The following is a 20,507-nucleotide window of genomic DNA, read 5'->3' on the forward strand; positions in this document are numbered from 1 at the left end:
ATGAGCGTGCAGGATTTTGCCTTGGCGGCCGAGGTCGCGGCGCGGCGCCGGTGGGGCGCCACCGCGGCGCTGCTCGCGCTCGTGGCCCTGCTGTGCGTGCTCTCGCTCGGCATCGGGCCGGTGCGGCTGTCGCCGCTCGCGGTGATCGAGGCGCTGTTCGGCGGCGGCAGCGATGTGGCGCAGGTGATCGTGCGCGAGATCCGCCTGCCGCGCACCATCCTGGCATTCGCGATCGGCGGTATTCTCGGGCTGTCCGGTGCGGCGCTGCAAGGGCTGCTGCGCAATCCGCTGGCCTCGCCGTCGCTGTTCGGCGCGCCGCAATCGGCCGCCTTCGGCGCGGTGCTGGTGATCGCGCTGGGCCTCGCCGATGTGCGCTCCTACGCGCTGCCGGTGGTGGCGATCATCGCCGCGTTCGGCTCGGTGTTCGCGCTGCTTGCGATCGCCGGCCGCAATGCCGGGCTGTTGATCCTGATCCTCGCCGGGCTCGCGATCTCGAGCTTTGCGGGGGCGGCGACGGCGCTGGTGATGAACCTCTCCAGCAATCCCTTCGTGGTGCTGGAGATCGCGTTCTGGCTGCTCGGCTCGCTGGAAGACCGGAGCTTCCAGCACGTCGCGCTGGCACTGCCCTTCATCATCGCAGGCGCCGCCATCCTGCTCAGCCAGGCGAGCGCCTTCCGCGCACTGACGCTCGGCGAGGAGGCGGCGCAGAGCCTCGGCGTCGATGTCGGGCGGTTGCGGCTCTTCGTGATCACGGGCGTGGCGCTCGGGGTTGGCGGCGCGGTCGCGGTGACAGGCACGATCGGTTTCATCGGCCTCGTTGCGCCGCATCTGATGCGTCCCGTGATCGGTCACGATCCGGCGCGGCTCTTGGTGCCGAGCGCGCTCACCGGCTCGGCGTTGCTGCTCGCCGCCGACATCGCGGTGCGCATCATCCCCTCGACCTCGGACATCAAGGTCGGCGTGCTGACCTCGATCATCGGCGTGCCGTTCTTCCTCTATCTGATCATGCGCGAACGCCGCGCGCTCGGCGGAGGCGTGGCATGACGCTGCTCTCCGCTACCGCGCTCAATGCTTCGCTCGGCAGCCGCAAGGTGCTGCACGATGTCTCGCTGTCGCTGCCGTCGGGCCATCTGGTCGCGCTGGTCGGGCCGAACGGCGCCGGCAAGACCACGCTGCTGCGCGCGCTGGCCGGTCTGATTCCGTCCGGCGGCGAGATCCGGATCGGCGATAATCCGCTGGCGTCATTGCCGCTGCGCGAGCGCGCGAAACGTTTCGCCTATCTGCCGCAGGGGCACATGGTGCACTGGCCGCTGCCGGCACGCGATATCGTCGCGCTCGGCCGCTATCCGCACGGCGCGACCGATCCGGCGCGGCTGTCGCAGACGGATATGGAGGCAGTGCTGCGCGCGATGCAGGCGGTCGACGTCACTGAATTCAGCGATCGCCGCGTCACCGAACTCTCCGGCGGCGAGCGCAGCCGCGTCGCGCTGGCCCGGGTGCTCGCGGTGGAGGCGCCGGTGATCCTCGCCGACGAGCCGACCGCCTCGCTCGATCCGCGCCACCAGATCGACGTGATGCAGAAGCTGCGCAACGTCGCCGATACCGGTGTGCTGGTGATCGTGGTGACGCATGACCTGGGACTCGCCGCGCGCTTCGCCGATCATGTTCTGGTGCTGTCGGAGGGACGGCTGGCCGCGCAGGGCGCGCCCGCTGAAGCGTTGTCGGAGGCGGTCCTCGCCAGCGTGTTCCGCATCAGCGCCTATCGCGCCGAATTTCAGCGCGAAGCCGTCATCGTGCCGTGGGCGGACGTGTGATGAGGATGCGGCGTCTCCACGAGCTCAGTTCACCTCTCCCGCTTGCGGGGGAAGGGGCGCTGTTTTCGCGCGGACGCTATCTTGCGTCATCTTGCCTTGCCCTGATGCTTTCGCTCATCGTGTGGCTCGCGTCAGCCGCTCCCTCGTTCGCCGCCGGGCCGCGCATCGTCTCGATGAATGTCTGCAGCGACCAGCTCGTGCTGTCGCTGGCCGATCCGGACCAGATCATCGGCCTCAGCCGCTTCTCGCGCGATGCCTGGCAATCCTGGGCTGCGGAGAAGGCGCGAAATTTTCCGCGCCTGTCCGGCGAGGCCGAGGACGTGCTGCTGCTGAGGCCCGACCTCGTCGTGGTCAGCCTGTTCGACAAGCGCGCGACCCGCGATCTGTTGAAGGCCCACGGGCTGCACCTCGTCGAATTCACGGTGCCGCGGACGCTGGACGAGGTGAAGGACCAGATCCGCGCGATGGGCGATGTGGTGCAGCATCCCGATCGCGCAGAGGCCGAGATCGCGCGCCTCGATGCGGCGATCGCGCGTGCGCGGGCGGCGGCAAGCACGCATCATTACCGCGTGCTGCCGCTGGAGCGGCGCGGCTTTGTGGCTGGTGACGGCAGCCTCGTCAGCTCGCTGCTCGCCATAACCGGCCTCTCCAACGCCGCCGGCGAACTTGGCGTCGGTGCAGGCGGATTTGCTTCGCTGGAGGCGATCGTAAAGCTGCGGCCGGACTTCATCCTGGTGTCGGAGGCCGGCGACCGTGCCGAGGATGACGGTCGCGCCTTCCTGCTGCATCCGGCGCTGGAGCGCTTCTATCCGCAAAGCAAGCGCATCGTGCTCCCGGAGCGGCTCACCGTGTGCGGCGGCGTGATGCTGGCGGATGCGCTGGATCGGCTGACGGAGGAGTTGCAGCGCGTGATGCAGTGACTATGGCCGTCATTCCGGGATGGTCCAAAGGACCAGACCCGGAATCTCGAGGTTCCGGGTTCGATGCTTCGCATCGCCCCGGAACGACTATCATCCCATCACCACGGGTCCGCCGGCCTTCTTCCAGGCGTCGATGCCGCCTTCGATATGGGCGGTGTTCGCCAAGCCCGCCTTCTTCGCGGCGGCCACCGCCATCGCGGAACGCTCGCCGAAGGCGCAGAAGAACACGACGCGGCGGCCGGTTGCGGCGGCGACCTCGCGCAGCATGCCGCCGGGCTGCAGGGTGGCGCAAATCCCCGGATAGGGCGCGTGCAGCGCGCCCGCGAGCGTGCCGTGCTTGGCCCGCTCGCCGCTCTCGCGCAAATCGACCAGGAGGATATCGGGGCGGCCGAGGCTCGCGATGGCGTCGCCCGCGCTGAGGGAGAGGCCTTCCTTGGCGAGTTCGTCCTGGTGCAGGCCGACATGCATGTTGGCGGGCACCACGACGTCCATCAGCTTCGGGTTCGGCAAATTGAGGTTGTTCATCAGCTCGACATAGTCGTCGATCGATTTGACCTGCAGCCGCGGATTGTAGCGCTTCTCCTCGCCGATGGTGGAGACGGTGTCGCCCTTGTAGTCATGCGCGGGGAACACCATGGTCTCCTCGGGCAGCTTCAGCAGGCGGTTGAAGATCGAATCGTACTGCGCCCGCGCGCTGCCGTTCTGGAAGTCGGTGCGGCCGGTGCCGCGGATCAGCAGCGTGTCGCCGGTGAAGACACGGTCGCCCATCAGATAGCTGTAGGAATCGTCGGTGTGGCCGGGCGTGTACAGCGCCTCGAGGCAAAGGCCCTCGATCGTCACCTTGTCGCCGTCGGAGACGCGCATCGACACCACGTCGGCCTTGCTCTGCTCGCCCATGATGGTGATGCACTGGGTACGGTCGCGCAGCTCGCCGAGGCCGGTGACGTGATCGGCGTGCAGGTGCGTATCGACGGCTTTCACCAGCCTGAGGTCGAGTTCCTGCAGCAGCTTGCAGTAGCGATCGGCCTTCTCCAGCACCGGATCGAGGATCAGTGCTTCGCCGCCGGCGCGGCTCGCGAGCAGATAGCTATAGGTTCCGGATACGCTGTCGAAGAGCTGGCGAAAGATCATGACGGCTTCCCTATTCTCCGGGCCGAGTCACATGGAGGATATTATTCCATAGATGGGGTCTATTCAAAGCAAATCCGTCCCCGCCCCAGCCGGATCCCGCCACCCTGAGGAGCGCGCTTCTGTGCGCGTCTCGAAGGGTGGAGGGCCCGGGTCTTTCCACGAATGGGACAAGGCATCTGGGCCGTGCATCCTTCGAGGCTCGCCCAGCAGCGCAAGTGCGCCGCAAGGCTCGCGCCTTGGGATGACGGGATATGCATCGAGGTCGTGGAAGAGACGAAGCTACGGCCGCACGTAACGCCAGCCCTGCTCCTGCGGGCGCGCGTTCGCGCGACCCGTCGGCTCGCGATGATGACGAGTTACGGCCGGACCAGCGTGTATCCGTTCTCGGTGAGCAGCAAAATCTGTGCGACGCCGACCTGCACGGGGGTGGCGGCGGCGATGTAGTCCGGCCGCTTGCCGCTGTCGCGCTCGATCGTGTCGACGGTGTTGAGGCAGATGTCGACCCGCGCGCCCTGCGCGACCAGGCTCTCGACCAGCTTGCGGTTCGGGTTGTCGGGCTTGAGCAGGTCGATGCCCGGGCCGAAGGCGACGATCTCGACCGCGACCTTGTCGGGATCGTAATGCTTCATCAGATTGTTGGCGACGCTGATGACGAGGCCCTGCTTCCTCGGATCGTTGTCGGAGAGCTGCAGCACGACCTTGTGCTCGGCGAACGGCTTGTCCTGCAACGGCGCCAGCTGGGCGCGGGCGAGGGGTGTCGCCAGCGCGATCGCCGCAAGGCCGAACGCTGCGATCAGCGCGCGGCGCGTCATCCGTGCCTCGCGATGCCCGGGTTGTCCTCGACGCCCTTCAGCGTCACGCCGGGTTCGTCGCGGTTCGGCGGCCGGCCGGAGCGGAGATGTTTGGCGACGACATCCCAGATCGGCGCGCCGCTCTGCTGGTTGACCGAGGCCCAGCCTGCGACCTTGTAGTGCTTGCCGGCTTCGAGATGCTTGCCGTTGCCAAGCTTCAGCTCGGAAATGCGCTTGCCGACGGTCTCGGCCGGCGTGCAGGTGTAGGCGAGGCCGCCGACGCGGACCATGTCGCCGCCCTGCTGATAATAGGGATCGACGTTGAACAGATTGTCGCAGACGTCTTCCAGCACATCCTTGATCTGGCTGCCGGTCATCATGGCGACGTAGGTCTCCGGATAGGTGATCGCGGTTTCCGACAGCACGTCTTCCATGGTCAGCGGCTGGCGCGGCGAGCGTGGTGATGCCCCAGCGGAAGCCCGGCGACAGCGCGATCTCGGCGTCGAGCTCGTTCAGCAGCGCATCGCAGATCAACTGGTCGACGGTGCCGGAGAAATTGCCGCGGCGGTAGAGCAGCCGGTCGGCCGAGGCCAGCTTGTTGTTCCATTCGTCGACATGCGGATCGCGCATCTTGTCGATCAGCGTCTGCATCGCAGGATCGGGCTTCAGCAGTTCGGCGAACACCGGCAGCAGCCGGTAGCGGACATTGGCGACCTTGCCCTTGGCAAGGTCGAGATCGAGCACGCCGATGAACTTGCCGTTGGAGCCGGCATTGGTCACCAGCGTGACGCCGCCGGCATTGGTCACCGTGATCGGGATCGGGATCGCGTCGTGGGTGTGCCCGCCGAGAATGACGTCGATGCCGGTGACGCGGCTGGCGAGCTTGAGGTCGACATCCATGCCGTTATGCGACAGCAGGATCACCGCCTCGACCTTGTCGTTGTTGCGATGGCCGTCGACGAGCTTCTGCAGCTCCTCGTCGCGGATGCCGAACTTCCAGTCCGGCGTGAAGCGCTTCGGATGCGCGATCGGCACGTAGGGGAAAGCCTGGCCGATGATCGCGACGCGATGGCCGCCGATCTCCTTGACGATCGATGGCTTGAACACCCGGCCCGAAGCCGGGTCGAACGCCTTGGCGTCGTTGAACGCGGCTTCCTCGGTCAGGAACACGTTCTGCGCCAGGAACTCGCCCTTGAAGCGCGAGAGGTTGTCGCGCAGCACCTGCTCGCCATAGGTGAATTCCCAGTGCCCGGTCATCGCCTCGATGCCGAGCAGATTGGCGGCCTCCACCATGTCGGCGCCGTTCATGGCGTTGGCGAGCGCCGAGCCCTGCCAGAGGTCGCCGCCGTCGAGCAGGATCGAACGCTTTTCGCCGACATCGGCGCGCAGCTTGTCGATCAGCGTCTTCAGGTGGGCGAAGCCGCCGAGCCGGCCGAAGCGGCCGGCGGCCTTCTCGAATTCGACGCACGTGAAGGCGTAGGCGTCGGCGCTGTCGGGCCGGATGCCGAAGCGGTCGAGGAACGCCTTGCCGACGAGGTGCGGCGGCTGGCCGGCCATCGCGCCGACGCCGAGATTGACGCCGGGCTCGCGGAAGAACACCGGCTTCAGCTGCGCATGCGTGTCGGTCATGTGCAGGATGCGGGCGTTGCCGAACCGTTCGAGGTCGTAGACGCTGGCGGTGTCGGCGCTGCGCGCAAGGCGGGGCAGGCCGGCCGTCAGCGTTGCGGCGGCCGCAGCTTTCAGGAATTCCCGGCGGCGGATGATCATCATTCTCTCCGCGCGGCCCCTGGCCTGCGCGCTCTTAACGAACTTCCATGTCCTTCCAGCGTTCCTTTTCGCTGGTGGCCTGGAAGATCGAGGCCTTTGCCAGTGCCTCGGCCTCCTTGGCCCTGGCGACTGCGGTGTCGAAATCACCAGCCTCAGCGGCCTTTTTTGCGGCAGATAGTGTCGAGGCAGTGGTGGTCCACTGGTTGCGCAGGCTGCCTGCCTCCTTGTTGGAGGCCTCGGCGGCGGCATAGGCGGCCTTGTAGTCGGCCTCGGAGGCGGCGAGGGCACAGGTCACGGTTGCGATCAGCAGGACGGATGCTGCGAGGACAGCTTTGATGGCCGCGCTCATGGCCGTGCTCCCGGACCCGAAATCGGCAGGCCGTTGCTGACATAGGACAAATAATATTCGAGGTTGCGGTACTCGTCGTCCTGCGGATTGAGCGGCACGCCGCGGATCTGGCTGTTGCAGGTGGTGAAGCGGCGGCTGGTCGTGCCCATGCCGCTCCATTCCGAGCGGTAGATCGGCATCGCGTTCAGGATGCCGAGCGCCGGCGCCAGCACCTCGGCGCGGATCCGCTCGCCCGGGCTCTGGATGTGGCAGGTTGCGCAGGAGAAATTGAGCTGGCCACGGCGGGTGTAGAAATACTCCTTGCCCCTCTGATAGGCCTCCAGCGCGCGCGGATCGTTCGGGATCTTGATGTCCATCGGCTTGCCGCGCGAGGTGAAGGCCATGTAGGCGGTGAGCGCCGCCATGTCGTCCTTCACATAGGAGAACGGCGCCTCGCCATTGGCTTCGCGGCAGCGGTTGAGCGCGAGCTCGAGCGTGACGACCTTGCCTTCCTTCTCGTCGAAATAGGGATAGTTCTGGCGGATACCGATGCCCTTGTTCGGGAAGCAGTCGGCGTAGGTCTTGCCGTTCTTGAACGGCGTTGCGAACATCTCCTTGCCGGCTTCGAGCGAGAACTCGTAGGGGGGAAACTGTTCCTTCTCCTCCCACTGCCTGTGCAGGTCCTCATTCATCGAATAGGGACCGTTGACGAAGTCCTCGAGCTTCAGCTTGGGGAATTTGCTGGTGAAGAATTTCTGGAACGCGGCCTTGTCGGCGGCGGGATCGACGGTGTCGGCCGCGTGCGCCGGCGCGCAAGCCAGCACGCCGAGTGCGAGCGTGGCTATTGTTGCGCGGATTGCGAGGCGCATCGTCATTGAATCTTCGCCGTGGTGGTGTCGGTCGCGCCCTTGTTGTCGACCCAGCTGACCTTCAGATCGTCGCCCTTCTTGCCGCCCTTGAAGGCGAACTTGACATAGGGGTCCTTGGAGACGCCGCCGCCCCAGTCGGCGACGAACACCGGCTTGCCGTCATATTCGAAGCTGAGCTGCTGGATGAAATGCGGCGGAATGATCTCGCCCTTGGCGTCCTTGACGAAGCCGGAATCCATCGGGTGCTGGATCAGCGCCTGCACCTCGGTGGTGTCGCCGTTTGACGTGGCGCGCACGCGAATGCTCGATGCCATCTGATTATCCCTTGATTGAACTCAGCCGCCGCAGCCGCCGACGGTGACCTTGATTTCCTTTTTGGCGCTGTAGAGCTTGCCGCCGGCCTCGACGATCACGGTGACGTTGCTGGTCTTCGCCATCTTGATGCGGTTGGAGACGGTCGGCAGCGTGCCCGCCGGAATCCTGTATGAGGCGACCAGCGAGATCGGATTCTCGCTCACCAGAAACGAGATCGAGGTGACGTCGGCCAGCGTCGTGGTGGCCGAGATCGGCACCACCGCGCCGTTCTCGGCGATCTCCGGCGCATCCATCTTGACCTTGTCCGACGGCTCGGCGGTCTTGCCATAGAGCGCCTTGATCGCGTCGGCCTCGTTCTTCTGCTTGAATGCGTCTTCGGGATATTTGTCGTTGGCGGCGGCGAGCGCCTGCGGCCCGTCGAACGGAATGACCCCGAGGCCGATCAGCGCGGCGACGCCGGCGCCCTTCAGCACCATGCGGCGCGCTTTGAAAAATTCGCGGGTCGTGATGTTCATCGAAAAAAATCTCCTCAAGCGACGGTCGCGGCGTCACAGCGTCTGCAGGAAGTCCACCACCGCGCCGATTTCCTTCTCGCTCAAAATCCGGTTTCGGCCGAACGGCGGCATCACCGTCTGCGGATTGCGCTTGGTTTCGTCGGTCACGATCGCGATCAGCTCGTCACGGCTGTATTTGGCCTTCAGGCCGCTCAGCTCGGGGCCGATCGTGCCGGGCAGGTCGCCGCCCTTGATGACGTGGCAGGTCAGGCAATTGCCCTTGCCGCGGTCGAAGGCGAGCTTCTGTCCCTCGGCGGCGGATTGGGCCTGCGCGGGCGCGGCCATGGCGGTGCCTGCCAGCAGCGCCAGGACGAAGGCTGGCTTGGAGAAAGTGGCGATCAAGGACGTTTCCCGGGCTTCAATCTCGATGATCCCATCGCAATATAACAGAGTGGAAAGCACAAAGGCCATCGGCTGGCAACACGGAGAATAGGCGCGTTGCGGCGGGGTTAATGCCACAGGGGCAGTCCGGAACTGGAGCGCATGTCCTGCGCCTTCCGCCTGTCATGTTTGTGCGGTTGAGATGCGGTTGAGGCGTAGGGAGAAGCGCGGTGGCGGAATTCGTGGCGGAGTTCGGCAAGGATGGCCGGCCGGTCGAGGCGGACGGGCGGCTCGATGCGCCGGCGTTCCATCGCAACCATCAGCCGATCTGGACCGTCCTGAAAGACTACCTCACCGGCCAATCCGGCGACGTGCTGGAAGCCGGCAGCGGCACCGGCCAGCATGTCGTCTATTTCGCCGGTCAGACGCCCGACATCACCTGGTGGCCGAGCGATCTCCATGCGGCGCACCTGCGCAGCATCGAGGCCTGGCGCGCGCATGCCGCCCTTGCCAACATCCGGCCGCCGCAGCCGATCGATCTGTCCGACCCGGCCTGGTCGCCGGCGCTGCCGGACGGCAAAGGTCCGGACGAACTGCTCGCGATCTTCTGCGCCAATGTGATCCACATCGCGCCGTGGCGCGTCGCCGAGGGCCTGTTCGCCGGCGCCGCGCGGCACCTGCGCGCCGACGGCCGGCTATTGCTCTACGGCCCGTTCAAGCGCGGCGGCAAGCATACCACGCTCAGCAATGCCGTGTTCGACACGTCGCTGCGCGAGCGCGACGCCGAGTGGGGGGTGCGCGATATCGCTGATCTCGAGACGCTTGCGGAGCGCGTCGGGCTCAAGCTCGCCGGCAGCTCCGAGATGCCGGCCAACAATATGATTTTGGTCTTTGCCCGCAAGTAGCCGCGCTCAATCGTAAGCCAGGCACCAGCCTGGCCCACGCAGCCAGCAACGTTCATCGGGGATCCCGGCGTCGCGATAGAGCCGCGTCACCTTCTGCCAGCCGCCGCGGGCGAAGGCTTCGGCCAAGGCCTTTTCCGACGCCTCGTCGCGGCCGCCGTCGCAGGGAATGATCGCGACCGGCGATATCCAGTCCGCTTGGTACTCTGCGTCCTCGCGCCGGATCCGGAACACGGCGCCGGATCGCGCCACCTGCTCCGGCACGCCACCCTTGAATCCCTCATCCGATGTCAGCGGCAGGATCAGGCGGCCGCCGGCGGCGAGGCCGTCGAGCCATCGCGCGGCAGGCCGGGTGCAGCCGGCGTTGACATAGATCACGTCGGCGGAGGCGAACGCGACCTGTGTGCCGTCGCCCTGGACGATCTCGACATTTGCGTAATCTGCGAGATTGGCGCGGGCGTCTGCCGCAAGGTCCGGATCGTATTCGATGCCGGTCACGCGGCCGGACGGTCCGACCAGATGCGCGAGGATCGCGGTGTAGTACCCGGTGCCAGTGCCGATATGCACAACGTGCTCGCCGGCGTCGGGTGCGGCCCGGTGCATGAGATAGGCGTGCAGCGACGGCTGGCCGTTGTTGAGACGCCGCTCGGGGCGCAAGGCGACGAGATCGTTGGTGTAGAGATAGACCGGGTCGGCATCGGGCGTCGGCGCATAGTCGCGGCTCCACCAGCGCAGCATCATCCATGGTCCCGGGCCGACGAAGTGCTCGCGGGGAATGGCGGCGAAGGCCTCCCTCAGCCGCGGATTGATGGTGTTGGCGGCGGCCAGGATCTGCTTGGCATAGGCCGCGCGGACGATGCGGAGTTCGGCTTGCGGGTCCATTGCCGCGCGCTCCCGTGATGTCGCGTGTTGTGTGATTTGACACACCGAGGTGTGTGAAATAGCATACTGCGACGACGGAGGCCAGAATGAAGAGACGGCTTTATCCGGCCGTGCTGGAGCGCGGTCCGCGCGGCGCGTTCGGCGCCTGGTTTCCGGATTTTCCCGGCTGCGTCGCCGGCGGCAGGTCGCAGGAAGAGGCGATCGAGCGCGCCGAGCACGCGCTGGCGCAGACCGTCGACGGCTGGGTCGAGCAGGGCAAGCCATTGCCGGAGCCGACGCCGATCGAGCGCATCGTCGTGCCGAAAGGCTCCGACGTCGCCGCCTTCTTCATCGTTGGCGTCGATCCGCCCGACCCCTCCGAGCGCGTCAACGTCTATCTGCCGAAGAGCCTCATCGCACGGATCGACAAGCGCGCCGCCGAGCTTGGCATGAGCCGTTCGAGCTTTTTCGGCTTTGCCAGCTCGCTCGCGCTCGAATGGCCGGGCGGCTATCCACGCGGCGCCCCGATCGCGCCGCGCTCCAGGGTCCACAAGACCGGCGCGCTGCGCGCCGAGAAGCGGCCGGGCAAGAAGCCTGCGCGGTAAGTGACACGCGACGTAATGCATGTGACGTCGTCCTGGCGAAAGCCAGGACCCATTACCCCAAATGCTGGTTGTTGAGCGTAGCTGGGGCCGCGATCCCTCTCACAAAAGATTCGGTGGTAATGGGTCCCCTGAGTTCACAAACGAAGTGCAACACTTCCTTGAGGAGGTGTTGCCATGGGGCGGACTTACAAGCAGCTCTCTCTGGACGACCGATGCGAGATTGCCTGCCTATCGGCCAATGGCAGCTCGGTCCGGCAAATCGCGGCAGCTCTGGATCGCTCGCCATCAACGGTCTCTCGGGAACTGAGGCGCAATCGGGGGAGCCAGGTCGGCTACAAGCCAAACTATGCCCAGCACCAGATGCGAGCGCGGCGCTGGACGGGCGGACGCCTCGAACGGGAGCCCGGCCTGCGCCGCGCGGTGTTGGAACGCCTTCGCCGGGACGACGCCGGAGTGTGAGTATTCGACCGGACCAACCCGCGTGCGCCTCCTGCATGGCCTCGGTCCGTTTGCGCCGGTTGATCGGCTTCGACCCGCTCTCCATAGTGCGCCGGATTGGGGGCTCCCGCCGGGGCTTCGGGGCGGGACTGCCGATGATCGACGTGACAGCTGCGGATGAGGCGAGCGACGACGCGCGGGCGCGCAGCAATATATGGCGGCTTGCGGCGGCGCAGGCGCTGACCGGCGCCAATTCGGCCGTGATCTTCGCCACCGGCTCGATCGTCGGCGCGACGCTGGCACCCGACGTTTCGCTCGCGACGGTGCCGCTCTCGATGTATGTGCTCGGGCTTGCCGCCGGCACGCTGCCGACCGGCGCGATCTCGCGCGCCTATGGACGACGCGTCGCCTTCATCATCGGCACCTTCTGCGGCACGCTCACCGGCGCGCTCGGCGCCTGGGCGATCCTGCACTCATCGTTCTGGCTGTTCTGCGGCGCGACCTTCCTCGGCGGGCTGTACGGCGCCGTCGCGCAGTCCTACCGTTTTGCCGCCGCCGATGGCGCCAGTGTCGCGTTCCGGCCCAAGGCGGTGTCCTGGGTGATGGCCGGCGGCGTGTTCGCCGGCGTGCTCGGGCCGCAGCTCGTGCAATGGACCATGGACATCTGGCCGCCCTATCTGTTCGCGTTCTCCTTCGTGATGCAGGCGCTGGTCGCGCTGGTCGCGCTGGTGGCGATGGCGGTGCTCTCGGGCGTCGACGCGCCGAAGCCTGCGGCTGCGGACCTGCATGGCGGCCGCCCGCTGCTCGAGATCGCAAGGCAGCCGCGCTTCATCGCCGCGGCGCTGTGCGGCGTGATCGCCTATCCGATGATGAATCTGGTGATGACCTCGGCGCCGCTCGCCATGAAGATGTGCGGGCTGTCGGTCAGCGATTCCAATTTCGGCATCCAGTGGCACATCGTGGCGATGTACGGCCCGAGCTTCTTCACGGGATCGCTGATCGCGCGGTTCGGCGCGCCCGTCATCGTGGCGCTCGGGCTGGCGCTCGAGGCGGTCGCCGCGATGATCGGACTGTCGGGCATATCAGCGCCGCACTTCTGGGCGACGCTGTTCGTGCTCGGGATCGGCTGGAATTTCGCGTTCGTTGGCGCTTCGGCGCTGGTGCTGGAAACGCACCGGCCGCAGGAGCGCAACAAGGTGCAGGCGTTCAACGATTTCCTCGTGTTCGGCATGATGGCGATCGGCTCGTTCTCGTCGGGCCAGCTGCTCGCGCATTACGGCTGGAATGCCGTCAACTGGGTGGTGTTCCCGCCTGTGCTGCTCGGCCTCGCCGTGCTTTCGTTCGCTTCATTCGCCAAGCGGCGGACGAAATTGCGCGCGGTGGAAGAAATCCCGGATCCCAGCATCTAGGCATGTTCCGGAAACGTGCGCCGCGACTTGGTGCAAGAACATGCCCAAGAAGGTTTTCTGCTGCCAATTGCTGACACTTCGATCCGTTTCGAAGCGACCGGCTTGCACGGCTCCCTACATCGTGAGAACGGATAAATCCGGTCATGACGATGTCGGAAGCAAGAGCAAGAAATGGACGCGTCCTCACCCACGCTATCAGACGAGTCCTCGCTTGGTTATGAGGGCTGGCGCATCGTCGTCGTCTGCTTCCTGCTTGCGACATTCGGCTGGGGACTGGGCTTCTACGGCCAGAGCGTCTATGTCGCCGAGCTGCAGCGGCTGCACGGCTGGCCGGCATCGCTGATCTCGTCGGGCACGACCTTCTTCTATCTGTTCGGCGCCGCGCTGGTCGCCTTTGTCAGCGAGGCGATCAAGGCGTTTGGCGCGCGCAGCTGCCTGATCGCTGGCACCTTCGCGATGGCGATCGCGGCGGTTGCGATCGGCGAGGTGCGCGCGCCCTGGCAACTCTATCTTGCCGACGCGCTGCTGGCGTTCGGCTGGGCCGGCACCAGCCTCGGCATCATCACCAACACGCTCGGCCTGTGGTTCGACAAGAAGCGCGGCATGGCGATCAGCCTGGCGCTGAACGGCGCGAGCTTCGGCGGCATCGTCGGCGTGCCGCTGCTGGTCGCGGGGATCGGCACGTTCGGCTTCTCCGGCGCGATGATCGCGGCGGCGGTGCTGCTGATTGTGGTGATGGTGCCTGTGATCCTGATCTTCGTCGGGCGGCCGCCGGCGCATCTGCACGCGGTCACGGCCGCCGCTGCCGACGCGCCGTCGGCGACGCAGGTGCGCAGCCGGGCGCTGCGCGACATCCGCTTCCTCTCGGTCTCGATTGCCTTCGCGCTGGTGCTGTTCGCCCAGGTCGGCTTCATCGTGCATCTGATCGCCTATCTCGATCAGGTGATCGGCCGCGAGCGCGCGACGGTGGCGATGGCGCTGTTGACTGCGATGGCCGTGGTCGGCCGCGTCTCCTTCTCCTTCGTGATCGACCGGCTCAACCAGCGGCTGGCCTCGGCGCTGTCCTTTGTCAGCCAGGCGGTCGCGCTCGCCGTCATCATCAATGTGCACAATGACGTGGCGCAGATCGCCGCCTGCGCGCTGTTCGGCTTCTCGGTCGGCAATCTGATCACGCTGCCGGCGCTGATCGTGCAGCGCGAGTTCGATCCGCGTGCGTTCGGCGTGCTGGTCAGCCTGATCACCGCGATCAACCAGATCACCTACGCCTTCGGCCCCGGCGTGGTCGGGCTGCTGCACGACCTCTCCGGCAGCTATTCGCTGCCGTTCTACGGCTGCATTGGCCTGGAGCTGATCGCGGCGGTAACGATCATGACGAAAGGGAAGTAGCTTTCCACCTCCCCTTGAAAAGGGGCGGTCGCTTTGCTCACAGAGCAAAGCGGGTGGGGATCTGCTCTCTCCGCTTGCAGCAGACCTGCGGCTGACCCCCATCCCGACCTTCCCCCTTTCAGGGGGAAGGAGACGCACCCGTAGCCCGGATGGAGCGTAGCGCAATCCGGGGCCGGTATCCGCGGCGAAAGCGGCCCCGGATTTCGCGGAGCCTGTCATCGGGCGCGCGTTCGCGCGACCCGTTGGCTCATCCGGGCTACGATCTCTTTCGTGATTTCTTCTTCGGCTCGCTGATCTTGCCGGCCGCTGCGACCCGCAGCAGGCGGCGGAAGGTCGGGCATTCCATGTGGCTCGGCGCCGGGCAGACGGCGGCGTGGCGCAGGCCGTCGCGCATCGCATTGAGCCTGCGGATGGTGCGGTCGAGCTCGTCGGCCTTGGCAGAAAGCATTTTCCGGTCGATGCGCGGTCTTCCATCGGGCGCGAACATCCTTGCGATCTCGTCGAGTGAGAAGCCGGAGGCGCGCCCGAGCGCGATCAGCGCCAGCCGGTCGAGCACCGCCGAATCGAACAGGCGGCGCAGCCCGCGCCGGCCATGCGAGGCAATCAGCCCTTTTTCCTCGTAGAAGCGCAAGGTCGAGGCGCGCACGCCCGACAGTGCCGCCACCTCCGCGATATCGATGTCCCGCATGGCCCTTGACCTCAAGTTCACTTGAACTGGCAGTATTCAGCCTATCGCTTGCCCGAGGCAGGCATCAAGAAGGACGAGAATCATGGGTGTCGCACTGCAAGCCAGCGACGAGCAGGTCAAACTCTGGAACGGCGCCGCCGGCCGCGCCTGGGTCGAGACGCGCGAGCTGCTCGAAGGGATGTTCAGGCCGCTTGAAGAGCTGCTCGTTGAGGCGGTGTCCGATGCCGCGGCCAGCCGCGTGCTCGATATCGGTTGCGGCACCGGCGCCACGACTTTCGCTGTGGCCCGCGTGCTCGGCGGCCGGCAAGGGCATTGCACCGGCATCGACATTTCCGAGCCGATGATCGCGGCGGGGCGCGCCCGCGCGGAGCGGGAAGGGCGGCCGGTCAGCTTTATCTGCGCCGACGCGCAGACCTATCTGTTCGCGCCCGCGAGCTTCGACATGATCATCTCGCGCCTCGGCGTGATGTTCTTTGCCGATCCGGTGCAGGCTTTCGCCAATCTGCGCCGCGCAGCGCGGCCGGGTGCTGCGCTCCGCTTCATCGCGTGGCGCGGCGCCGCCGAGAACCCGTTCATGACGACGGCGGAACAGGCAGCGAAGCCGTTGCTGCCGGATCTTCCGGCGCGGCGCCCCGATGCGCCGGGGCAGTTCGGCTTTGCCGACCGGAAGCGGGTCGGAAATATCCTGGAGGATAGCGGCTGGGACGCGATCGCGATCGAACCGGTCGATGTCGCCCTCGGCTTTCCGGCATCGGAGTTGGCCCGCTATGTGAGCTGGCTCGGCCCGGTCGGGACGATGCTGCAGGCGATGGAGGAGCCGCGCCGCACGCAAGTGATCGAGACCGTGTGCGGTGCCTTCGATCGTTACATCCACGGCAACGACATTCGCTTCACCGCGGCGTGCTGGATGGTCGCGGCACGGGCGCCGGCGGCGGCCGCGCATGGTTGACGCCGTGGAGTTCGTGGCGAGCGCGGTGCTGATCGGGGCCGGCGCGACCGTCGTGATGGACATCTGGGGGATGGTCCGCAAGCGCCTGCTTGGCGTTCCGTCGCTGGACTATGCTTTGGTCGGCCGCTGGCTGGGCCATCTCGTATCCGGGCGCCTGTGCCACGACCGCATCGCCGCGTCACCGCAGGTCGCGGGCGAACGGGTCATCGGATGGGCCGCGCATTATCTGACCGGGATCGGCTTTGCCGGCATGCTGCTTGTGATGTTCGGCCTCGATTGGGCGCGGCAGCCCACTATGGCTCCGGCTCTGACGGTCGGGATCGGCAGCATAGCCGCGCCGTTCCTGCTGATGCAGCCCGCGATAGGCGCCGGCATCGCCGCGAGCCGCACGCCCCATCCATGGGCGGCGCGGCTGCAGGGCCTCGTGACGCACACGGTGTTTGGGGGTGGGCTCTATGTGGCCGGCTGGCTCGCGCACCTGTTCCTGAACCCGTAGCCCGGATGAAGCCGTCGGGCGCGCGTTCGCGCGACCCGTTGGCTTCATCCGGGCGACAAGCTCCTTCCGGGTTACGGAATTACCCCGCTCGCTGCTTCAGCAAATCCTCAACGTCCAGCCGTCGCGTGAACATCGCGAGCTTGCCGTCCGCGCTGCGCGGCCATTCGGCCTCGGGGCGATCCCAATAGAGCTCGACGCCGTTCTCGTCGGGATCGCGCAGGTACAGCGCCTGGCTGACGCCGTGGTCGCTGGCGCCGTCGAGCTGGATGCCGGCCGACAGTACCCGGTGCAGCGCATCGGCGAGCGCCGGGCGGGTGGGATAGAGGATGGCGGTGTGGAACAGGCCCGTGGTGCCCGGCGGCGACGGATGGCCGCCCTTGCTTTCCCAGGTGTTGAGGCCGATGTGGTGGTGATAGCCGCCGGCCGAGATGAAGGCCGCGTCCGCGCCCAGCCGCTGCTGCAGCTCGAAGCCGAGCACGCCGCAATAGAAGCCGAGCGCGCGCTCGAGATCGGCCACCTTGAGATGGACATGCCCGATCCGCGTGCCGGCGATGATGGGGGGATTCTCTGGCATGAGCGGACTCCGTTGACGTCAATGCCCCCGCCATCAGGGGCGAGGTTTCGCCGCCTGATATAGTCCGGATTTGCCGACGCCGGAGCGATCGATCCGGAAACGCAGCGTTTCCGAAAGGCGCCACGGTCGGCCGGCCTAGCAGAGTTCCGACAACTCGCCGCCGGGCAGCTGGAACTCGAACGTGTTCAGCGTCATCGACACCATGGTGTAATAGCCGCAGAGGCCGATCACCTCGACCAGGCCGCGTTGGCTCAGCACCTCGACCGCCTCGTCATACAGTGCCTTCGGCAGGCCGTGACCTTCGTGCAGCGCCTTGGCGACGTCGTAGATCACCCTGGCCTTGGGCTCGTCGAAGGTCGGCGTCCGGCGCACGCGAATGTCCTCGATGATCTTCGGGTCGAGGCCGCCCTTCAGCGCCAGGCGCTTGTGGGCATACCACTCGTAATGCGCGGTCCAGTGCCGCGCAGTGACGAGGATCGCGATCTCCGACAGTTTTGGCGGGAAGATCGTGTCGAAGCGCAGCACCTCGCCGAGCCGCGTGGCATGCCGTGCCATCTCCGGGCTGTTCAGCCAGGCCATCATCGGCGCGGGTGGCGCACCGCGCTTGCCGGCAATCGACTCGTCGTAGGTTTCTTTCTGGGCGGCGTTCATTTCGCTAGGCGAAAGCAGCTTCAGCCGCATGTCCGTTTCCTCTTGTTTTTCAAGCGTTACCCCATCTCGGCGATACACCCGATCGCGCGCAGTGAGTAGCGACGCCAGAGCATGGCGCGGCCGCGAGGCATATTGAATTCGGCGGCTGCGTAGGTCTAAGGTCGAATCCAATTCGACGATTTTTTGACTGGAAACGCACCATGGCCGACCTCGAGAAATTCCGCGCGGAGACCCGCGCCTGGCTGGAGCAGAACTGCCCGACGGAGATGCGCAAACCGATGACCTCGGATGGCGACACCTTCTGGGGTGGCCGCAACACGAAATTCTCGTCCGAAGCGCAGCGCGTCTGGTTCGAGCGGATGCGCGACAAGGGCTGGACCGTGCCGCATTGGCCGAAGGAATATGGCGGCGGAGGCCTCGATGGCGAGGAGGCCAAGATCGTGCGCCAGGAGATGGCCGCGATCGGCGCGCGTCAGCCGCTCACCTCGTTCGGCATCTCGATGCTCGGACCGGCATTGCTGAAATACGGCACCGAGGAGCAGAAGAAGGAGCATTTGCCGAAGATCACGGCGGGCCTGATCCGCTGGTGCCAGGGTTATTCCGAGCCGAATGCCGGCTCCGACCTCGCCTCGCTGCAGACCCGCGCGGTCGGCGACGGCGACGACTACATCATCAACGGCCAGAAGATCTGGACGTCCTACGCCAACTACGCCGACTGGATCTTCTGCCTGGTGCGCACCGATCCGGCGGCGAAGAAGCATGATGGCATCAGTTTTATTCTCTTCGACATGACGTCGAAGGGCGTGTCCACAAAACCGATCCTCCTGATCTCGGGCTACTCGCCGTTCTGCGAAACCTTCTTCGACAATGTCCGCGTACCAAAGTCGCATGTCGTCGGCACCGTCAATCGCGGCTGGGATGTCGCGAAATATCTGCTGCAACACGAGCGCGCGATGATCTCCGGCATGGGCGAGCGCGGCGTCGGCCGTCCGCTCGGCCAGATCGCCGCCGACTCGGTCGGCGCGGACGCGCAAGGCAAGCTCGATGACGCGCAGCTGCGCAGCCAGATCGCGAGCTTCGAGGTCGACGAGGCCGCGCTCGCTGCCGCCGCCGAGCGCGCGGTCGATCTCGCCAAGGCCGGGCAATCGCATCCGGCGTTCTCCTCGGCGATGAAATATTACGGCACCGAGCTCAACAAGCGCCGCTACGAGATCCTGATGTCGGCCGGCGGCATCGACGCGCTGGAATGGGAGAGCGACCGCTCCAAAGGCGGCGCCCGCCCGCGCGCCTGGCTGCGCACCAAGGCCAATTCGATCGAGGGCGGTACCTCGGAGGTGATGCTCGGCATCGTCGCCAAGCGTATCCTCGATTTGCCGGGCGCGTGATTGTAATCCCTCATCCTGAGGAGCGCGGAACGCGCGTCTCGAAGGATGAGGCCACGACATCGGCCCCATGGTTCGAGACGGCGCTGGCGCGCCTCCTCACCATGAGGGTCAACAGTTAACTCGATGAGATAATGTAACGGAATCCATCCAATGGCCCTCGTCCTCACCGAAGAACAATCCATGCTGCGCGACAGTGCGCGCGGTCTCATCAGCGACAAGGCGCCGGTGGCGCATCTGCGCGGCCTGCGCGATGCCAAGGATGCCACCGGCTTCTCGCGCGATCTCTGGAAGACCTTTGCGGAGATGGGTTTCTCCGGCCTGCTGGTGCCGGACCAGTTCGGCGGCAGCGGGCTCGGCTGCGTCGAGGCCGGCATCGTCATGGAGGAAATCGGCCGCACCTTGATGCCGTCGCCGTTCCTCGCGACCTCGGTGCTCGCCGCCTCGGCGCTGTCGCGCGGCGGCAGCGAGGCGCAGAAGGCGCAGCATCTGCCGAAAATCGCCGACGGCTCGCTGCTGGCGGCGCTCGCGATCGATGAGGGCGCCAAGCATCGCCCGCTGCAGACGAAGTTGCAGGCCACGCGCTCCGGCAACGGCTTCAAGCTGTCGGGCGACAAGGCCTTCGTGGTCGACGGCCACACCGCCGATCTTCTGATCGTGGCGGCGCGCACGGCCGGCAGCGCCGGCGACAAGAACGGGCTGACGCTGTTCCTGGTCGATCCGAAGGCGAAGAGGCTCGCGGTCGAGCGGACCGCGATGGTCGATTCGCACAACGCGGCGCGCATCGTGTTCGACAATGTCGAGGTCAACGCCGACAGCGTGCTCGGCGAGGTCGATCAGGGCTTCGGGCTGCTCGAGGGCGTGCTCAATATCGGCCGCGGCGCGGTGGCGTCCGAAATGGTCGGCCTCTCCGACGAGGTGTTCGGCCGCACCGTGGCCTATCTGAAGGAGCGCAAGCAGTTCGGCAAGGCGATCGGCGAATTCCAGGCGCTGCAGCACCGTGCCGCCCAGCTCTACATCGATATCGAGATCACCCGCGCCGCTGTGTTGAAGGCGTTGCAGGCGATCGATACGGACATCGACAAGGCCGCAACCGCGGTCGCGGTGGCAAAAGCCCGCGCCGGCACCACTGCGACGCTGGCCGTGCAGGAGGGCGTGCAGATGCATGGCGGCATGGGCATGACCGACCAGTTCGACATCGGCTTCTTCATGAAGCGCGCGCGCGTCTGCCAGGAGCTGTTCGGCGACAGCAACTTCCACACCGACCAGCTGGCGAGCGGCAAGGGGTATTGATCTCAGTGCGTCATTCCGGGATGGTCCGAAAGGACCAGACCCGGAATCTTGAGATTCCGGGTT

Annotated in this window: 22 protein-coding genes and 2 pseudogenes; 12 read left to right on the forward strand and 12 right to left on the reverse strand. The window is 66.3% G+C overall.

All coding sequences use genetic code 11. The features are described from left to right. The 3 genes from ACVWY5_RS41370 to ACVWY5_RS41380 all read left to right on the forward strand — a co-directional run bounded on the left by ACVWY5_RS41370 (position 1) and on the right by ACVWY5_RS41380 (position 2,734). The gene (locus ACVWY5_RS41370) at positions 1-1,044 is read left to right on the forward strand and encodes a FecCD family ABC transporter permease (RefSeq protein ID WP_028335319.1); all 1,044 of its coding nucleotides are present in this window, start codon (positions 1-3) and stop codon (positions 1,042-1,044) included. Then, a complete protein-coding gene (locus tag ACVWY5_RS41375; protein WP_028335320.1) occupies positions 1,041-1,814 on the forward strand; it encodes an ABC transporter ATP-binding protein in 774 nt (257 codons plus the stop codon). Before ACVWY5_RS41370 ends, ACVWY5_RS41375 begins: the two co-directional genes overlap by 4 nt. A gap of 104 nt (positions 1,815-1,918) precedes the next feature. Next, complete coding sequence (locus tag ACVWY5_RS41380; protein ID WP_028335321.1) at positions 1,919-2,734, forward strand: ABC transporter substrate-binding protein; 816 nt, start codon at positions 1,919-1,921, stop codon at positions 2,732-2,734. Between the two features lie 90 nt (positions 2,735-2,824). Here ACVWY5_RS41380 and ACVWY5_RS41385 read toward each other — a convergent pair whose 3' ends face one another. From ACVWY5_RS41385 to soxX, 8 genes and pseudogenes are all read right to left on the reverse strand, one after another. After that, a complete protein-coding gene (locus ACVWY5_RS41385; RefSeq protein ID WP_028335322.1) occupies positions 2,825-3,865 on the reverse strand; it encodes an MBL fold metallo-hydrolase in 1,041 nt (346 codons plus the stop codon). Positions 3,866-4,221: 356 nt separating this feature from the next. Next, complete coding sequence (locus ACVWY5_RS41390; RefSeq protein ID WP_028335323.1) at positions 4,222-4,677, reverse strand: DsrE family protein; 456 nt, start codon at positions 4,675-4,677, stop codon at positions 4,222-4,224. Continuing rightward, positions 4,674-6,423, reverse strand: a pseudogene (soxB, locus tag ACVWY5_RS41395) (thiosulfohydrolase SoxB). Before soxB ends, ACVWY5_RS41390 begins: the two are co-directional and overlap by 4 nt. A gap of 34 nt (positions 6,424-6,457) precedes the next feature. Beyond that, entirely contained in the window at positions 6,458-6,772 is a 315-nt protein-coding gene (locus ACVWY5_RS41400; protein WP_080667135.1) for a hypothetical protein, read from the reverse strand. Further along, positions 6,769-7,620, reverse strand: coding sequence for a sulfur oxidation c-type cytochrome SoxA (gene soxA, locus ACVWY5_RS41405; protein ID WP_051376212.1), 852 nt, complete (start codon positions 7,618-7,620; stop codon positions 6,769-6,771). The genes ACVWY5_RS41400 and soxA overlap by 4 nt, the downstream gene beginning before the upstream one ends. A gap of 2 nt (positions 7,621-7,622) precedes the next feature. Next, positions 7,623-7,934, reverse strand: a complete 312-nt coding sequence (gene soxZ, locus ACVWY5_RS41410) for a thiosulfate oxidation carrier complex protein SoxZ (RefSeq protein ID WP_028335327.1) — start codon at positions 7,932-7,934, stop codon at positions 7,623-7,625. Between the two features lie 21 nt (positions 7,935-7,955). Then, the gene (soxY, locus tag ACVWY5_RS41415; RefSeq protein WP_028335328.1) at positions 7,956-8,450 is read right to left on the reverse strand and encodes a thiosulfate oxidation carrier protein SoxY; all 495 of its coding nucleotides are present in this window, start codon (positions 8,448-8,450) and stop codon (positions 7,956-7,958) included. Between the two features lie 33 nt (positions 8,451-8,483). Beyond that, on the reverse strand, positions 8,484-8,774 hold the full coding sequence (gene soxX / locus ACVWY5_RS41420) for a sulfur oxidation c-type cytochrome SoxX (RefSeq protein WP_050385092.1): 291 nt from the start codon (positions 8,772-8,774) through the stop codon (positions 8,484-8,486). Positions 8,775-9,040: 266 nt separating this feature from the next. On the opposite strand from soxX, the gene ACVWY5_RS41425 reads away from it, so the two are divergent. After that, entirely contained in the window at positions 9,041-9,715 is a 675-nt protein-coding gene (locus ACVWY5_RS41425) for a DUF938 domain-containing protein (RefSeq protein ID WP_028335330.1), read from the forward strand. Between the two features lie 6 nt (positions 9,716-9,721). Here ACVWY5_RS41425 and ACVWY5_RS41430 read toward each other — a convergent pair whose 3' ends face one another. Further along, complete coding sequence (locus ACVWY5_RS41430; protein ID WP_028335331.1) at positions 9,722-10,594, reverse strand: methyltransferase domain-containing protein; 873 nt, start codon at positions 10,592-10,594, stop codon at positions 9,722-9,724. An 86-nt stretch (positions 10,595-10,680) separates the two neighbouring features. Here ACVWY5_RS41430 and ACVWY5_RS41435 point away from each other — a divergent pair, with 86 nt between their 5' ends. The 4 genes and pseudogenes from ACVWY5_RS41435 to ACVWY5_RS41450 all read left to right on the forward strand — a co-directional run bounded on the left by ACVWY5_RS41435 (position 10,681) and on the right by ACVWY5_RS41450 (position 14,411). Next, entirely contained in the window at positions 10,681-11,178 is a 498-nt protein-coding gene (locus ACVWY5_RS41435; RefSeq protein WP_028335332.1) for a type II toxin-antitoxin system HicB family antitoxin, read from the forward strand. Positions 11,179-11,352: 174 nt separating this feature from the next. Continuing rightward, a pseudogene (locus ACVWY5_RS41440) lies at positions 11,353-11,619 on the forward strand (helix-turn-helix domain-containing protein); the annotation flags it as partial. A gap of 152 nt (positions 11,620-11,771) precedes the next feature. Further along, entirely contained in the window at positions 11,772-13,025 is a 1,254-nt protein-coding gene (locus ACVWY5_RS41445) for an MFS transporter (RefSeq protein WP_028335971.1), read from the forward strand. 171 nt (positions 13,026-13,196) lie between these two features. Next, positions 13,197-14,411 (forward strand): MFS transporter, encoded by a 1,215-nt coding sequence (locus ACVWY5_RS41450; RefSeq protein ID WP_028335970.1) that lies wholly within the window; start codon positions 13,197-13,199, stop codon positions 14,409-14,411. Positions 14,412-14,667: 256 nt separating this feature from the next. Here the strand turns inward: ACVWY5_RS41450 and ACVWY5_RS41455 are convergent, their stop codons facing one another. Beyond that, entirely contained in the window at positions 14,668-15,099 is a 432-nt protein-coding gene (locus ACVWY5_RS41455) for a helix-turn-helix domain-containing protein (protein WP_028335969.1), read from the reverse strand. An 82-nt stretch (positions 15,100-15,181) separates the two neighbouring features. Between ACVWY5_RS41455 and ACVWY5_RS41460 the strand changes: the two genes are divergently transcribed. Together ACVWY5_RS41460 and ACVWY5_RS41465 are read left to right on the forward strand one after the other, a co-directional pair. Further along, complete coding sequence (locus tag ACVWY5_RS41460; protein WP_028335968.1) at positions 15,182-16,048, forward strand: class I SAM-dependent methyltransferase; 867 nt, start codon at positions 15,182-15,184, stop codon at positions 16,046-16,048. After that, the gene (locus ACVWY5_RS41465) at positions 16,041-16,544 is read left to right on the forward strand and encodes a DUF2938 domain-containing protein (RefSeq protein ID WP_028335967.1); all 504 of its coding nucleotides are present in this window, start codon (positions 16,041-16,043) and stop codon (positions 16,542-16,544) included. Before ACVWY5_RS41460 ends, ACVWY5_RS41465 begins: the two co-directional genes overlap by 8 nt. A 79-nt stretch (positions 16,545-16,623) precedes the next feature. On the opposite strand, the gene ACVWY5_RS41470 is transcribed toward ACVWY5_RS41465, so the two are convergent. Both ACVWY5_RS41470 and ACVWY5_RS41475 read right to left on the reverse strand, forming a co-directional pair. After that, entirely contained in the window at positions 16,624-17,118 is a 495-nt protein-coding gene (locus tag ACVWY5_RS41470) for a VOC family protein (protein ID WP_028335966.1), read from the reverse strand. 135 nt (positions 17,119-17,253) lie between these two features. Beyond that, a complete protein-coding gene (locus ACVWY5_RS41475; protein WP_028335965.1) occupies positions 17,254-17,799 on the reverse strand; it encodes a carboxymuconolactone decarboxylase family protein in 546 nt (181 codons plus the stop codon). A 170-nt stretch (positions 17,800-17,969) separates the two neighbouring features. On the opposite strand from ACVWY5_RS41475, the gene ACVWY5_RS41480 reads away from it, so the two are divergent. Both ACVWY5_RS41480 and ACVWY5_RS41485 read left to right on the forward strand, forming a co-directional pair. After that, a complete protein-coding gene (locus ACVWY5_RS41480) occupies positions 17,970-19,154 on the forward strand; it encodes an acyl-CoA dehydrogenase family protein (RefSeq protein WP_028335964.1) in 1,185 nt (394 codons plus the stop codon). Positions 19,155-19,304: 150 nt separating this feature from the next. Then, positions 19,305-20,444: an acyl-CoA dehydrogenase gene (locus ACVWY5_RS41485; RefSeq protein WP_028335963.1), complete on the forward strand. Its 1,140-nt coding sequence runs from the start codon at positions 19,305-19,307 to the stop codon at positions 20,442-20,444. Positions 20,445-20,507 lie beyond the last annotated feature (63 nt).

Source organism: Bradyrhizobium sp. USDA 3256, from assembly GCF_054058275.1.